At 73.4% G+C, this 14,243-nt stretch carries 13 protein-coding genes; 3 read left to right on the top strand and 10 right to left on the bottom strand.

Annotation, left to right across the window (positions count from 1 at the left end; genetic code table 11):
• The first annotated feature begins 171 nt into the window (after positions 1-171).
• Complete coding sequence (locus tag ACWF79_RS26160) at positions 172-390, top strand: hypothetical protein (protein ID WP_453730588.1); 219 nt, start codon at positions 172-174, stop codon at positions 388-390.
• A gap of 26 nt (positions 391-416) precedes the next feature.
• Here the strand turns inward: ACWF79_RS26160 and ACWF79_RS26155 are convergent, their stop codons facing one another.
• From ACWF79_RS26155 to ACWF79_RS26135, 5 genes are all read right to left on the bottom strand, one after another.
• Positions 417-914, bottom strand: a complete 498-nt coding sequence (locus tag ACWF79_RS26155) for a DUF6099 family protein (RefSeq protein WP_453730587.1) — start codon at positions 912-914, stop codon at positions 417-419.
• Between the two features lie 126 nt (positions 915-1,040).
• Entirely contained in the window at positions 1,041-1,421 is a 381-nt protein-coding gene (locus ACWF79_RS26150; protein WP_453730586.1) for a nucleotide pyrophosphohydrolase, read from the bottom strand.
• Positions 1,414-2,862, bottom strand: coding sequence for an ATP-binding protein (locus tag ACWF79_RS26145; RefSeq protein WP_453730585.1), 1,449 nt, complete (start codon positions 2,860-2,862; stop codon positions 1,414-1,416). The genes ACWF79_RS26150 and ACWF79_RS26145 overlap by 8 nt, the downstream gene beginning before the upstream one ends.
• Before the next feature lie 55 nt (positions 2,863-2,917).
• Entirely contained in the window at positions 2,918-3,343 is a 426-nt protein-coding gene (locus ACWF79_RS26140) for a cell division protein SepF (protein ID WP_453730584.1), read from the bottom strand.
• 76 nt (positions 3,344-3,419) lie between these two features.
• Positions 3,420-3,875: an Lrp/AsnC family transcriptional regulator gene (locus ACWF79_RS26135; RefSeq protein ID WP_453730583.1), complete on the bottom strand. Its 456-nt coding sequence runs from the start codon at positions 3,873-3,875 to the stop codon at positions 3,420-3,422.
• A 116-nt stretch (positions 3,876-3,991) separates the two neighbouring features.
• Between ACWF79_RS26135 and ACWF79_RS26130 the strand changes: the two genes are divergently transcribed.
• Positions 3,992-5,059, top strand: a complete 1,068-nt coding sequence (locus ACWF79_RS26130) for an asparaginase (RefSeq protein ID WP_453730582.1) — start codon at positions 3,992-3,994, stop codon at positions 5,057-5,059.
• A gap of 22 nt (positions 5,060-5,081) precedes the next feature.
• Here ACWF79_RS26130 and ACWF79_RS26125 read toward each other — a convergent pair whose 3' ends face one another.
• The gene (locus ACWF79_RS26125) at positions 5,082-6,245 is read right to left on the bottom strand and encodes a helix-turn-helix domain-containing protein (protein ID WP_453730581.1); all 1,164 of its coding nucleotides are present in this window, start codon (positions 6,243-6,245) and stop codon (positions 5,082-5,084) included.
• 347 nt (positions 6,246-6,592) lie between these two features.
• Here ACWF79_RS26125 and ACWF79_RS26120 point away from each other — a divergent pair, with 347 nt between their 5' ends.
• A complete protein-coding gene (locus tag ACWF79_RS26120) occupies positions 6,593-7,120 on the top strand; it encodes a hypothetical protein (protein WP_453730580.1) in 528 nt (175 codons plus the stop codon).
• Positions 7,121-7,133: 13 nt separating this feature from the next.
• Here ACWF79_RS26120 and ACWF79_RS26115 read toward each other — a convergent pair whose 3' ends face one another.
• From ACWF79_RS26115 to ACWF79_RS26100, 4 genes are all read right to left on the bottom strand, one after another.
• Entirely contained in the window at positions 7,134-8,339 is a 1,206-nt protein-coding gene (locus tag ACWF79_RS26115) for an erythromycin esterase family protein (RefSeq protein WP_453730579.1), read from the bottom strand.
• A 76-nt stretch (positions 8,340-8,415) separates the two neighbouring features.
• Complete coding sequence (locus ACWF79_RS26110; protein WP_453730578.1) at positions 8,416-9,363, bottom strand: LLM class flavin-dependent oxidoreductase; 948 nt, start codon at positions 9,361-9,363, stop codon at positions 8,416-8,418.
• Positions 9,364-9,372: 9 nt separating this feature from the next.
• A complete protein-coding gene (locus ACWF79_RS26105) occupies positions 9,373-11,157 on the bottom strand; it encodes an ABC transporter ATP-binding protein (protein WP_453730577.1) in 1,785 nt (594 codons plus the stop codon).
• Positions 11,154-14,240 carry a lantibiotic dehydratase gene (locus ACWF79_RS26100; RefSeq protein WP_453730576.1) on the bottom strand — a complete coding sequence of 1,029 codons (3,087 nt, stop codon included), beginning with the start codon at positions 14,238-14,240 and terminating at the stop codon, positions 11,154-11,156. The genes ACWF79_RS26105 and ACWF79_RS26100 overlap by 4 nt, the downstream gene beginning before the upstream one ends.
• Positions 14,241-14,243: the final 3 nt, after the last annotated feature.

The raw sequence follows: 14,243 nt of genomic DNA, 5'->3' as shown, positions 1-14,243 counted from the left end.
GGCCCCCTGGCGTGGCGCGTTCCGCCAGGCCAGTGACCGTGGCCCGGCACCCGTCGTTGGCTCGGGCGGAGCCGGACCGCCCGGCGCCCGCGTGCCGGCGGCCGCTGCCGGTGCGTCGTTCTCCCGTGTGGCCCCTCCCTCAGGGGAAGGGCCTGGGCCGAGGAGGCCGCCATGTCCCAGGAAGCCGCGCCCGAAAGGGCGATGCCCGAGCAGCCGGTGCAGCAGTCCGTGCCCGAGCAGAAGGGCTCCGGCGCCCCCAAGGGCCTGCTGCAGCAGATGGAGGAGCTGATGGCGGCGCTCACTGCCGACCTGTCGCAGCTCGACGCCGACCTTCAGTCCTCGGCGGACCGTCTGGAGACCCAGGCGAACGACGAGCCCCGCGCGGACTGACGCCGCCCCGGCCGCCCGCCGGCGACTCATGACCACCCCGCCGGACCCGCCCGGCCCCGGGCGGCATCGGGCGGCCGGTCCCGCTCCCGCACCGCGAGTCGGCGCAGCATCCCGCGCACCCGGTCGTTCGACTCGTCGGCGGCGTCTATGGCCTCGATGCACTGCCAGTACAGACCCTCCTCGTCGGTCGCGCAGGCCACGCCGACCAGGGCGATCCCCACTTCCCCGAGCAGCGCCCCGAGCGCGGTCAACGCCACGCGCGGATTGACCACGTCGGTGAGCTGGGCGGCCCTCGGAACGCCCGTCCCGAGGACCGGGTGGTCGGCCACCATTCCGCGCCCGCCGCCGATCTCGCTCAGCCCGCGTGCCTCGCTCCGGACCTCCTGCGGTCCGCAGAGGGCGAGATGACTCCCTATCGCCTGCGCGAGGGCCTGGGCCTGCCAAGCCTCCGCCACGATGTCCAGCGCCGTCCCGCTCTCCGCGAGCGCGTGCCGGCCTGCCGCGATCAGTCGCTCCGCTTCCATGAACGCCGCCCCCGTTCGTACGACTTACTGCCCAATGACTCCATTACCCAGCGTGAAGGCGCCTGAGCCTCAACGCCAGAGGAATTCGGAAATCTGTGGACAGGAAGCTCGATGGGGAGATCCCGATCACTCCGAAGAGTGACGAAAACCGTTTTCGGTCGCGTCCCCGTCCCGCCCCGGAGGCCGTCCGGCGGGAAAGCGGAGTTCGTTCCTGTCGATCTTCGCCGCCAGGGCGGCGAGCGGATCCACGCCCAACGCCCCGCAGAACTGGAGCAGATACGCCAGCACGTCCGCGACCTCGTCCTCGACCCGGTGGGCGGAGTCCGGGTCGTCCATCACGCGCTCCGCCTGCTCGGGCGTCAACCACTGGAAGATCTCCAGGAGTTCGGCCGCCTCGACGCTGAGCGCCGCCGCCAGGTTCTTCGGGGTGTGGTACGGCTGCCACTGCCGCGCGGCCGCGAACTCGGCCAGCCTGCGCTGCAATCCCGCTACATCCAGTTCACTCACGCCCCAGGTCTACCACCGACACCCCTGGCATCTCGCGCGCGTAACCGGCCGCCCACTCGCCCACCGCGCCGACGAACCGGATGTGCCCGTCGGCGCAGATGTCGGCGGCGAGGCCGAACAGCGCGCGCAGTTGCGCCCCGTCCAGGGACCGGTCGAGGCCGTCGGCGAGGATCGTCAGGGTCCTCATCGCCGCGGGCACCTCGCCGAGCTGGTCCATGGCGAGCACACCGGGCCCGGTGAGCAGGACGAGCGCGAGAGCGAGATAGCGCAGTTCTCCGTCGCCGAGCCGGCCGAGCGGCGTCACGACGGGCGCCCGGCGCGGCGCCGGGACCAGGGCGTCCCCGGTCCACGCCGCAGGGGTGGCCGCGCCCGGCCGTCCGTCGCTTCCCGGTGTGCGCTCCAGAAGCGCCCGTACCGTCGCGTCGGGCAGCTCCTCCACCCGTAGCCCGGTGACGAGGCCCGCGCAGCCGGCGTCCGCCACCGCCGCGAGCCGGGCGTGGCGGCGCGGGCACTCGGTGGCGGTGCGGTGCAGCACCTCCGCCAGGTTGTCGCAGCCGCGCCGCAACCGGCCCTCGCCCCTCTCCACGGGTTCCCGCATCCGGTCGGGCCGCGGGTCGCAGGGGAACACCGAGCGCAGCGCCACCACCACCTGCTCGGCCGCCGCCAGAACCTCCAGCTGTCCCTTCGTCTTGCCGGCGACGCGCAGCGGGAGCAGCGCGGTGCCGAGGAGGTCGTCGGGGAAGGGCGCCCGGGTGACGGGGGTGGCGCCCGCGGTGTGCCACTCGGCCTGCACGGTCGTGCGGCCGGGGTCGCGGAGCGCGGTGGTGAGGAGCGTTCGGCCGCGGCAGGTGAGCCGTTCGCCGACGATGCGGAGCGTGGGTTCGGCCTGCACCGCGAGGTCGAGGCGGACGGGTCCGGCCGGGCCGTCGACGGTGCAGCCGATGCGGAAGCCCCGCCTTCCCTGGGCGTCGGGCCGGGCCTGTTCGGGGACGCAGGCGGCGGGGTCGGGGAACGCGGTGGCGAGGTCCTCGCCCGCGCCGAGCCGGGCGAGCGCCTCGTAGGCCCGCAGGGCGCTGGACTTGCCGCTGCCGCTCGGCCCGGCGAAGAGCGTCACGGGCCCGAGCGGGTGGACGGCGGCGCGGTGCGCGGCGAAGGCGGAGAGGCGGAGCTCGGTGACGGCGGGCCGGGCCGCCCGGCGCGCGGAGGCGTCCGTCAACTGCCGCAGTATGTCCCGACGCGCGGCTCGGCCACCGGACCCGCCGTCCACCGGCCCGCGACCGGCCGGAACCCCTCCCGCCGGACCGCCACCGGCCGGAGCCCGTTCCCCGGCCGGGCCGCGCAAGGGCGCCCGGACCGGCGTCGTCGTACAGGTGGAGGCAGCGGCGGAGGGCGAAGGGAGGGAGGAGACGGAAGCGGGCGTGGGGCCGCCGGTGGAGTCCATGATCGGACCGTACGCAGCCCCCTGGATGACGAACCGTTACGCCCTCTCCATCTTCCTACGATCGAGGGACGGTCACCCGGGCCGTCTCCTCCCCCGCCTCCGCGTCGGAGGTGCCCTCGACCTCCGTACCGGCCGGAGCGAGCAGGAAGACGTTGCGGTCGACCCGGTGCATGCCGCTGCCGAGCCCGAACACGACGCCGCTGCTGAAGTCCAGGATGCGCTTGGCCACTTCGGTGTCGGCGCCGGTCAGGTCGAGGAGGACCGGGATCCGGGCGATGAGGTACTCGGCGACCTCGCGGGCGTCGGCGAAGACCTGGACGCGCAGCACGACCATGCGGCGCTGCTCTGCGGCCTCGTACGGGTCGGCCATCGCGCGGTGGTCGACCCTGGACGGCCATTCGTCACGGCCGCGCAGGGGGACGACCTGGGCGAGGCCCTCCCACTGTTCGTCGGTGACGTCGTACCTCTCGTACCTACTCATAGGCCCATCCTCCCGTTTCTCACCCGTTCGGCCCAACACCGACACGAGGGACTCCGGCCGGCTCGCTCACGGGGCGTCAGCGTTCGACCGGCAGTCCGCGCGGCTCCTTGATCCGCTTCATGATGATCTGTGAGTTGACCTCCGTGACGCCCGCCAGCGAGGTCAGCCGCTCGATCCAGAGGCGTTCGTACGCGGCGAGGTCGGCGACCGCGATGCGCAGGAGGCAGCCGGGGCTGCCGAAGAGGCGGTAGGCCTCGATGACGTCGGGGATCTCCTGCAGGGCTTCCTCGAAGGCCTCGACGGTCTCCCGGTCGCGCCGGACCTCGATGGAGACGAGCACCTCGAAACCGCGCCCGACGGCGGAGGGGTCGATCACGGCGCGGTACCCCTGGATCACGCCGTCCTCCTCCAGCTGCCGCACGCGGCGCAGGCAGGCGGAGGCGCTGAGGCCGATGCGCTGGGCGAGCTCCAGGTTGGTCAGCCGGCCGTCATCCTGAAGCTCGCGCAAGATACTGCGGTCGATCCGGTCCATGGCGCAATTATGCACGCCGCAATTTACGAATCCGGCCCTGAACTCGCAATCACATTGCAGACAAGCTGTCCTATCGTTGCGAAGGCGACTACCTACGATCCCCGGGACAGACACCCATGCAGTGGACACGCGACGACCGGCCCCGCCGGATCACCCTCATCAGCACGGGCGGCACGATAGCCAGCCGCTGGCAGGGCACCGGTTACGCCGCCGACGCCTCCGGTGACGACGTCCTGGCCACCTCCGCGCTCCCCGAGGGCGTGACGGTCGAGGTCGTCGACCTCTTCAACGTCAACAGCTCCCGGATGACCTCGGTACGGCAGCTCACGCTGCTGCGCGCGGTCCACGCGGCGCTCGCCGACCCCGGCGTGGACGGCGTCGTCGTCACGCACGGCACGGACACCCTGGAGGAGTCCGCCTTCTTCCTGGACCTCCACCACGCGGATCCCCGCCCGGTCGTCTTCACCGGCGCGCAGCGTCCGCTCGGTACGGGGGACGGCGACGGCCCCGGCAACGTGTACGACGCCCTGCAGGTCGCCGCCTCGGTGCGTGACCTGGGCGTCCTCGTGGTCTTCGACGGCCGGGTGCACGCGGCGCGCGGCACGGTGAAGACGCAGACCCTGGCGGCGGACGCGTTCGCCGATCCGACGGAGAGCGGCCTCGGGAAGGTCGGCTTCGGCAGCGTCCACATCCGCCGCAGCCCGGACCGGCCCACCCCGCTGCCCCTCCCCACGGCGGACCCGGCTGCCGGGGAACTGCCCCGCGTCGACGTGGTCATGCACCACAGCGACGGCGACCCCCTCTTCCTCAACACCTCCGTCGCGGCCGGCGCCGGCGGCGTCGTGCTCGTCGGCACCGGAGCGGGCAACGCCACCCCCGAGATCGCCGCGGCCGTCGGCGCCGCCGTCGGCCAGGGCACCCTGGTGGCCCTGAGCACACGGGTCCCCGCCGGCCCGATCGCCGAGCTCTACACCGGCGGCGGAGCGGTGGACCTGGTGGCCGCCGGAGCCGTACCGGCGGGGACGCTGCGTGCGGGGCAGGCTCGGATGGCCGTCCTGGCGACCCTCCTCTCGGACGTCTCCCCGGAGCGCCGCCCGGCGCTGCTGCACAGCCTCCTGAACGGCCCGGCCCGCCCGGAGCCCGCCCTGACGGCGTCCGGCTCCCGCTTCTCCGGGGTTTCCTGACTCCAAGGCCTCCCGGTGTGTCCTACGGCCACTGGGTGCTGTTGTCCTCCTTGGGGCGGTCGATCCACTCGCTGCCGCCCAGCGGATGGTCGTAGCCGGGCCGGCCGAGGTTGCCGCTGGTACGGAACGGCTTGCCGTCGTCGTCGATGCGGACGGTGCCGTGCCTGCTTCCGCTGGACCAGTCCAGTTCGAGGTACCAACTCACGTCGTGTGCCTCGGCCTTCGCCTTCACGTAGAAGACCTCGGGGTCCGACTCGCTGACCTTGTAGGGGAAGTCCCGCCGACCGGACCGGGGGGTCACGTCGGGGCGGCCGGAGTCCAGGTCCACGCCGAAGGACTTGGTGGACACGTCGCCGCCGCAGCCGACGCCCATGCTGTAGTCGTTCCAGGGGAGCGGCGCGCCCTTCTTCACCACGCGGACGTGGAGGGCCTCCAGGACGACGGTCTGCTTCCCCGTGCCCTGCACGGTCAGCGCGAGCAGCTGTTCACCGGCCGCGACTCCGCCGAGCGCCGACACCCAGCCGGGCGCGTCCGGCTCCGTGGGCGGCGGTGGCACCTGTGCGGGCGGCCGGTCCATCAAGTAGTGCTGGCTGCACGGGCCTTCCCACTTGTACGCGTTGGTGGCGACGTTCAGCGCGGGGGTCGAGGACGGGCTCTTGGTGTCGGGGGCGGACGAGGCGCCTGTGGTCGCCCGCTTGCCGTCGCCGTCCGCTCCGGCGGGGAGGTTCAGGACGAGGGCCACCGACGCGACGGCCGCGACGACGGCGGCACCGGCGATCGCGACGGTAGGCCGACGCCACGCGCGCCGGGGTCGGGGCTCGGCCGTGGGGGCGGGGCCGGTGACGACCATCTCGTCGTGGGCTTCAGGGGTGGGGGCGGGGGCCTCGGGTGTCGGTTCCTGTGCCGGTGGCGGTGCCGGCGTGGGTTCCGGCGTCGCCCCCTTGCGCCGGCGCGTCACGTCCGCGTGGACCCAGAGCCGGTGCAGCTCGACGAGTTCGTCGGGCGTCGCCTTGCACAGCCGGGCGAACCGCTCCACGGGCGCGTAGTCCGCCGGGACGGCCTCCCCGGTGACGTACCGGTGGAGGGTGGAACCGCTCAGGTGCAGGCGCTTCCCCAACGCGCCGTAGCTCAGTCCGGACCGTTGCTTGAGCTGTCCCAGCAATGTCGCGAACTCGTCCCCGACCACCGTTTCTCCCTCTCCCACATCCCGCCCCCGCGTCCCAGGGACCGGCATCTCCCCAGGTCAGCGCCCTGAGATCGTCCCAGTGTCCCGTACCGCGCGGCGGCCCGGGCAGGCGGGACGGATCTTGGTACACGCTGTGGTCATCCAAGCACGCCGCAGCGGCCTCGCCGCCGGCCGTCGCACGACCAAGAGCCTCACGGTCGGCTTCAGGAACGGCACGGTCGCGCATCCCTCGACCGACGACCGGGCGCCCGCCCGGCCCGTGGCCGAAAAGGGAACCGGCCCACGCGCCCTGACGGAGACTGGCGGGGCGACGATCACCAGATCGACCAGGAGGGAAGGGCGTACCGATGGACCCGTTCACGTACGTGCCCGCCGACGACCGGCTCTTCGGCGAGGTCGACATCGCGCTCGACCACGAGGCCGGAACGCTGACCGTGAGAGGCGACGGTCTGCCGCGCGTCGAGATCCGGCGGAGCGCCGGTACACAGACGGAGAGTCATGTGCCGATCGGGACGCGCGACCCGGAGCGTCTCACCCTTGACCTCGACGGCGCCGACGAGGTCCTGCGCCCCGCCAAGGGCTTCCTGACCCGGCGGTCGTACCGCGTGGAGGTCGTGTCCGCGGCGCGGGAGCGGGCGTACGTGCTGGTGCCCGACTCCCTGGCCACCAGCCGTCTGCTGCGGGACGGCCAACTCCTGGGCGTCTTCACGTCGACCGGCGACGGGACGGTGACGGCCGAGTGGGAGTCGGGGACGAAGACGGCCACGGAGCCCTATGACGCGGCCGTCGGGTACGCGCTCGCCGCCGCCTTCGGGACCGGGGCCGAGCCGATGTGGAAGCTGACCCTGAACGCCCTCCTTGAGATGTGGCAGTGAGGGGGTCCCGCTCTCACTCATCGACCTGCGGGAGCAGGTGCGAGCAGGTCGAGCGGGCGACGAAGGCGATGCCGTCGTAGTCCTTCGCCGGTACGAGCGGCGCGGTGTGGAAGCGGTAGGCGAACCGCGGCACGTTGGCGCCGAAGCTGCGCTGCGCGTGCTGCGCGTGGAGCCAGGGGGCGGTGGCCCGCAGGTCGACGTAGTAGTCGCCCTTGACGGCGTCCGCGAGGCGCACCTCGACGGAGCGGGTGCCGGTGCCGATGCGGTGCCGTACGGGCAGGCCCTGGACGTCGTCGCCCCGGCGGGCGAGGAAGGAACCCTTGCCGAAGAGCAGGGCGAGGGCGTAGTAGCGGTCGCCGTACCGTTCGCGGAGCCTGCTGCCGAGGGCGGGAACCCGGTCGCCGTAGGTCCCCTTCGCGATGTGTCCGTTGTGCGCCCAGACCATGACGCGCGCCGCCGGGTCGTCGTCCACGAGGCGGGCGACGGCGTCGGCCATGTAGCTGTCGCGTACGGCGAACACGCTGTCCTGCCCGGCGGTGTGGTCCAGGGAGCGGGTCACGAGGTCGGCGGTGCGGACGAGGATCCGCGCGTGTTCCCGGACGTCGTCGTCGGCGTCGCCGTGGTCGGCCAGGTGGCGGGCGAGCTCCTCGGCGCGGTGCAGGAGGGCCTGGTCGGGGTCGGGGCGCGAGGCGGGACGGGCCTGGGCCAGGACCTCCAGTTCGCGGACGTCCTCGGCCCGTTCGGGTGAGGACGCCCGCAGGAAGGCGGCGACGGCCTCGACCGAGTCGGCGCTGCGCTGGGGGTCCGTACCGGCGAAGCGGACCCGGCGGTCCTCGGGGAGGACGCGGTTGTGGGCGCGCAGCCATTCGACGAGGTCGAGCATCTCCTGGGTGCGCCAGGTCCAGAAGCCGAGGCGGGCGACGAGGCGCGCGGGGTCGCCGACGCCGTGCCGGACGTACGCGTCCAGGGCGCGGGCGGCGGACTCGCTGGCCTCCATGGCGAGGGTCGTGAACCCCTCCTCGCGTACCAGGAACTCCACGATCCGGTGCTTCAGCCGGAAGAACTCGCCGGTGCCGTGGGTGGATTCGCCGAGGCCGACGATCCGGGCCCCGCGCAGGGACTCCCCCAGCGGTTTCAGGTCGTCGGTGGGGGCGCCCGGTGTCAGCGTGCCCAGGGGGCGGGCGTGCTCGGTCAGCCAGCGGGCGATGTCGTCGGGCACGGGGGTGCCTCTCCTCCCTGCGTGCGGCGGGGCGCGGCCCCTGCGGCCCGCCCGTGCTGCCGCACCCGATCGTGTGTCAGCTCTCCGCCTCGCGGCACGCCGTGAGAATGTCCCGCAGGTCTCGCACGGCGTCCGGTCGGCCATGCTCGGAATACACGCCCGCGACGTTGACGACAACTTCGTCGACGCCCGCCCGACCGTATTCGGCCAGTCCGGCGGCGATCTCCCGGGGCGTGCCGTACAGGAAGACGCCGGAGTCGACCAGCGCGCGGGCGCCGAGGTTGGGGCGGCTGTGGTGCACGCGCAGGCCGGCCCGGCGGAGCATGTCCGCGTAGTGGGGTCCGGCGAGGTGGACACGGGCCGCTGTGTAGGCGAGCCGGTACGGGTTGCGCTGCGGGCGGTCGACGGCGGCGTGCACGACGGTGACCACGCGCGGTACGGCCCGGCCCGCTTCGGCGGCGCCCTTGGCCATGGCGGGCAGCAGGGTGTCCTGGACGTAGCCGGGCGGGGTCATCCAGCTGATCGCCACGTCCGCGACCTGGCCGGCGGCCCGGGCGAGCGCGGGGCGCAGCACGCCGAGACCGGTCTCGACGCCGGGGTGCTCCATCCCCGGCAGGCTGACGGCGCCCCCGTCGTCCTCGGGAGCCAGGAGGCGCCGTACCTCCCGGAGGTAGGCGACGCAGGCGTCGCGCGGGCTGTCGTAGGGCTTGCCGTGCAGGCCGGCGACGAAGTCCGGGGTCGCGGGGCCGAGCCCGAGGACCGTGGGGTGACCGGTGAGCAGCGCCAGGGAGCGGGCCTGGATCGCGGCCTCCATGGGGTGCCGCAGCGGCATGAGGACGACGCTGGTGCCGACGGGTATGCGGTGGCCGAGACCGGCCAGGTAGGCGAAGACCTGCTGGGTGTCCGCGCTCAGCGACTGGCCCTGCCAGAGGCGGGCGGCGAAGCCGTCTCGGACGAGCGCGGCGAAGGGGACGACGGACTCGGGGTCCGTCGGCATGACGGGGTACAGGACGGATGCGCGCATCGCTCGACCTCAGGAGGAAGCGGCTTCGGTGAGGTAGCCCGAAGCCTGGATTCGGAAGAGACGGGCGTACACACCGTCGGCCCGCAGGAGGTCCTGGTGCACGCCGTGTTCGATGACTCGGCCGTTCTCCAGGACGACGATCCGGTCGGCCATCCGGACCGTGGAGAAGCGGTGGGCGATGACGAGGGAGGTGGCGCCGCGGGCCACGTCCTTGAGCCGGGAGAAGATCTCGGCCTCGGCCTCGGCGTCGATGGCCGCCGTCGGCTCGTCCAGGACGACGACGGGTGCGCGTCGCATGAACGCGCGGCTCAGCGCGACCTTCTGCCACTGGCCGCCGGAGAGCTGGTGGCCGTCCTCGAAGTGGCGCCCGAGGATGGTGTCGTACCCCGCGGGCAGCGACTCGACGATGCCCGCGGCCCCGCCCGCGTGGGCCGCCTCGGCCACGCGGTCGGTGTCCTCGCGGGCCTCGACGCGGCCGAAGCCGATGTTGTCGCGCACGGGCAGTTCGTAGCGGATGAAGTCCTGGAAGATGACGCCCATGTGGCGCTGCAGGTCGTCCAGGTCGTACTCCTCGATCGGGACGTCGTCGACGAGGATCTGGCCGCTGGTCGGTTCGTAGAGGCGGGTGAGGAGTTTGACGAGTGTGGTCTTGCCCGCGCCGTTCTGCCCGACGAGGGCGACGCACTGGCCGGCCGGGAGGGTGAAGCTGACACCGTCGAGGACGACGCGGCCGGTGCCGGGGTAGACGAAGCGCACGTCACGGAACTCGATGCCCTTGCGGAGCTTGTCGGGGAAGGGCCGGGTGCCGCCCTTGAGTTGCCGTTCGGGCAGGGCGAAGAAGTCGAAGAGGTTGCCGAGGAAGAGGCTGTCCTTGTAGAGGGCGGCGACGCCGAGCAGCATGCCGTGTGCGGAGACCTGGATCGATCCGACGGCCTGGAGGTAGCCGGCGAGCTGTCCGACCTGCCCGGCGTCGGTGGTGCTGTGGATCGCCCAGAGCACGGCGCCGGACGAGGCGGCGACGCTGATCAGGCCGAGGACGCCGCCGAGCACGGACTGGCGGCGGGCGAGATGCCGGTCGACGTCGAAGAACCGCCGCACGAGCCGGGTGTAGAGGTCCACGAGGTGCGGCCCGAGCTGGAAGAGCCGTACCTCCTTGTACGTGTGGTCTGTGGTCGTGAGGTGCTGGTAGTAGTACAGGCGGCGCCGGTCGGGGGCCCGGTCGTACTCGATCTCGTACGCCCTGTGGCTGAAGAACATGTACGAGATCACCGACGGGACGGGCGAGAGCAGGATCACCAGGGCGATCCAGGGGCTCCAGGAGAACAGCACGACACTGACGGTCACCAGCGTGACCAGTTCCCTGGCGACTTCGAGGAGCTGGGTGAAGACCTGGTAGACGCGGCCTCCGCTGCTCTCCTGGAAGGCGCGCTGCATCTTGTCGTAGACCTCGGCGTCCTCGTACTGCTGGAGGTCGAGCAGGGTGCCCTTGCGCATCACCCACTCGCCCACGCGCGCGGTGAGTTCCAGCCGCAGGAGGGTGTCGAGGTACTGGAGGAAGGTGCCGAGCACATGGTTGGCGAGGCCCACGCCCAGCAGCGCGGCGCCCGCGAGCAGGGCGGTGCGGCCCGCGTCCGGGTCGCCGGTGACGGCGTCGGCGACGCCCTGGACGGCGGCGGCGACGAGGCCGATCTGGGCGGCCGGGATCAGGGCGAGCAGGACGGAGACGGCCGTGAAGGCGGACACGCGCAGCGGGCTGAGCCGCCAGAACAGTCCGCTGACGCGCAGCCAGATCATCGGCCCTCACCCTGCCCCGGCCCGTGGTCCGGTCCCGGTGTGCTCGCCGACGCGGCCTCGCGGCCGCGGACCGCGCGCCGGACGTGGCTCCACAGGGCGTGGCTGCGGGCCTCCCGGTCGAGGTCGATGGGCAGCAGCCGGTTGATCTGCATATGGGCCAGGCTGGCGAGGATCTGGTCCTCGGAGCCGACCAGGGTGCCCTGCCGGGCGGCCGTGCGCACGGCCGCCGCCGTCTCCGCGACGGCCGGGGCCTGGGCCGCGAAGGCCTCCTGGATCAGCAGCCGGTGGGCGCGGCCCTCCTCGTGGGGGTCGCGGTCCCAGGGGCTGAGGAGTTCGCACAGGTAGGCCCGGTGGGCGCGGAACAGCGCGCGCGTGTCGCGGACATGAGCCTCCTCCTGGCCGGTGGCGTGGCCCGTGTGCGCGGAGAGGTCGACGCCCCACTGCGCGTGGAGGGTGTCCAGGGCGGCGACGGCGAGGAACTCGGGCCGGATGTCGAGGCGCCGGGACAGCAGCTGGGCGGTGGCCTCGCTGTTGGACCGGAAGAGCCGCTCGGCCGTGTCGAAGACGTCCGGGCCGCCGTAGCGGGCGATCTCCGGTGCGTAGCCGGCGAGTTCGATGTCGCGGGCGAGGCCCTTCTCGACGAGCTCCCGGCCCCATGCGGTGACGTGGGTGAGGGTGCGGGCGGGGTCCGTGCCGCGCACCCGCAGGCGCAGGTGCGGGAAGGGGTCGGCGTACCGGATGTAGAACCAGCGGTCCAGGAGTTCCTGTCCGCCCAGTTCGGCGACGAGGTCGAGCAGCGGGCCCGCGAGGATCTCGTCCTGCCGCTCGGGGGCCGCGTAGACCTTGAGGAACGTCCAGGCACCGCCGGGCGCGTGGCGCTCCACCGGCACCTCGCGGCGGTGGCGTGGCACGGGGGCGCGGGTGGCGCGGACGGCGTCGCGGGCGACGACGGGCACGACGACCTCGGCGGCGTACCGGTCGCCGGCCTCGTCCTGGAGCCACATGCCGTCGAAGGACGGCAGCATCTCGTGCAGGACGAGGGTCTTCCGCTTCTCCAGCTCCGTGCGGATCTCGTCGCGGCAGGCGGGATGGTCGAGGTCCAGGAGGAGCCGCTGGTCGGCCTCCACGAGGTAGACGTGCCGGGGCACGCGCCACCGTTCCCGCCACCCGTCGAGGTCGTCGCCTGCGCCGGGGGCGAGCCGCCACTGGGCGGGCCGCAGGACGACCTTGCCCCGGGTGACGCGGGGCAGGAACGGGGCCGCCTCCGCCGGGCCCCAGTGGAATCCGGTGGGCATGACGAAGCCGTCCTGAGACGCCTCGATGAGGAAGCGCGCGACGTTCGGGGCGAGGGTGGGGCTGAGCATGTGGTGCTGGGCGACGACGACCTCCCGGTCGAGCCGGCGCGACCACAGGTGGAAGCGGTCTCCCCAGACGCCCACGAGGATGTCGTCCAGCGTCAGGACCCGGTCCGGGCCCACCGACGGGGCGGTGTTGACGGGGATCTCGTAGGGCCGGACCGCGGGGCGCAGCGTCACGTTGGCGGCCCGTCCGTAGGGCGGCAGGAAGGCGAGTTCGGCGTACGCGACGTCCGGGAAGAGGGCCTCCTCGCGCCGGGCGTACTGCCGCAGCCGCTCCACGGCGTCCTCGCCGAGCAGGTCGCCGAAGCGGCCGAAGGTGCGTCCGCCGTAGGTGAGGCTGTCGTGCCGCAGGACCGCGCGCCACTCTCCCCGGTCGAGGGCCTGCCGGTCGGCGGCGTGGATCTGGAGGTACGCCTCCATCGCGGGCGGCGGGTCGGGGACGGGTCCTGGCGGGGCGAGCCGGTCGAGCCAGGCGTCGGTCAGCTCGACCTCGTCGGCCCGGTCCCACCACGCCTGCTGGGCGAACTCGACGAGCGCGCCGTCGAGTCGGCCGGTGTCGTCGGGCGGCGCCGTGGGCAGCTCGATGGAGCGGGGCGGGTTGGTGTACGTCGGCGGTGCGTCGAGGCCGGTGTCGGGGCTGAGCAGGCTGAGGACCGGTACGCGGGTCCCGGCCCCGTAACGCTCGGTGAACTCCTCGCGGTAGCGCGTCAGATGGTCGCGCCTGCCGTGGGCCGCGCTGAGCCGCATCAGGACGCCGACCGCTTCGGCCGCTGCGTCCCCGAGCGAGGCGTCCAGGACCGGTTCGCGCAGGTCGAGGAGGGTGTCGGCCTGGTAGGTGCGGCCCGTGTGCCCGGGGACCAGCTCGCTCTGGGCCGTTGCCAGCGCGCGCAGGGACGCGGTGTCGTGGACGCGGTCGGCGAGGTCGGCGACGGCGCGCAGCCGGTCGGCGGTGGGGGCGGCGGCCGGGACGCCGGTGAGCTTCTTCAGGACGTGGTGTTCGGGGCGTGCGGCGGTCTGCGGGGGCCGCAGGTCGCCGATGAGGAAGCCGAGGTCCCACATCTGCCGGACCAGGCCCTCGACGGTCTCCGGGGACGCCTCGGGGAACGCGGCCGCGAGTTCGGCCGTGAGCCGCTCGTACGGGACGGGCGCGGCGGCCGTCCGCATGACGAGGTCGACGGCGGGCGTGGCACGGATGCGCACGGTCCGTGCGTCGTGGCGGCCGTACTTGTCGGCCTGGGGCAGGACCACGCGGTCACCGGCGCAGTCCGCCATCGGGTTGAGGACGAGGTGGAGTTGGCGCAGCAGATCGGCGTCCTCCTCCAGCTTCTCGATCAGGGCGAGGAGCCAGCCCATGTCGGCCCGTACGCGCAGCCGGTGGTCCTCGGGCCGGCCGAGCCGGGCGGTGGTGGCGGGGCCGAACTCGCCCATGGCGACGCCGGAGAACGCGCCGAAGGGGGTCGGCCTGGTCGCCATGCGGGTCAGGTAGCGCAGCAGCCCGGAGCGCAGACGGCGGACGCGTTTCCCGCTCAGCTCGTCGAGGCGGTCGAGGCTGCCGGCCAGGTCCTCGCTGGCGACGAGCAGGGCGCGCGCGACGTCCGGGCGGCGGGCCAGGTCGATCAGGGCCTGCGGGGTGCGGGCGGGGTCCGCCGTGAGGTCGAGGAAGGCGCGGGCGGGCAGGACCGGGGAGCGCAGCAGGAAGAACCCGGCGGGCTCGTAGGGGGACATGGG

This window comes from Streptomyces sp. NPDC054975 (assembly GCF_053609105.1).
The sequence above is the reverse complement of the archived record's forward strand: the minus strand, read 5'-3'. Positions and strand labels throughout refer to the sequence as shown.

Coding starts and splice junctions, on each gene's coding strand:
- ACWF79_RS26160 (WP_453730588.1), top strand. CDS start 172: ATGTCCCAGGAAGCCGCGCCCGAAAGGGCGATGCCCGAGCAGCCGGTG.
- ACWF79_RS26155 (WP_453730587.1), bottom strand. CDS start 914: ATGGAAGCGGAGCGACTGATCGCGGCAGGCCGGCACGCGCTCGCGGAG.
- ACWF79_RS26145 (WP_453730585.1), bottom strand. CDS start 2,862: ATGGACTCCACCGGCGGCCCCACGCCCGCTTCCGTCTCCTCCCTCCCT.
- ACWF79_RS26140 (WP_453730584.1), bottom strand. CDS start 3,343: ATGAGTAGGTACGAGAGGTACGACGTCACCGACGAACAGTGGGAGGGC.
- ACWF79_RS26135 (WP_453730583.1), bottom strand. CDS start 3,875: ATGGACCGGATCGACCGCAGTATCTTGCGCGAGCTTCAGGATGACGGC.
- ACWF79_RS26130 (WP_453730582.1), top strand. CDS start 3,992: ATGCAGTGGACACGCGACGACCGGCCCCGCCGGATCACCCTCATCAGC.
- ACWF79_RS26120 (WP_453730580.1), top strand. CDS start 6,593: ATGGACCCGTTCACGTACGTGCCCGCCGACGACCGGCTCTTCGGCGAG.
- ACWF79_RS26110 (WP_453730578.1), bottom strand. CDS start 9,363: ATGCGCGCATCCGTCCTGTACCCCGTCATGCCGACGGACCCCGAGTCC.
- ACWF79_RS26105 (WP_453730577.1), bottom strand. CDS start 11,157: ATGATCTGGCTGCGCGTCAGCGGACTGTTCTGGCGGCTCAGCCCGCTG.
- ACWF79_RS26100 (WP_453730576.1), bottom strand. CDS start 14,240: ATGTCCCCCTACGAGCCCGCCGGGTTCTTCCTGCTGCGCTCCCCGGTC.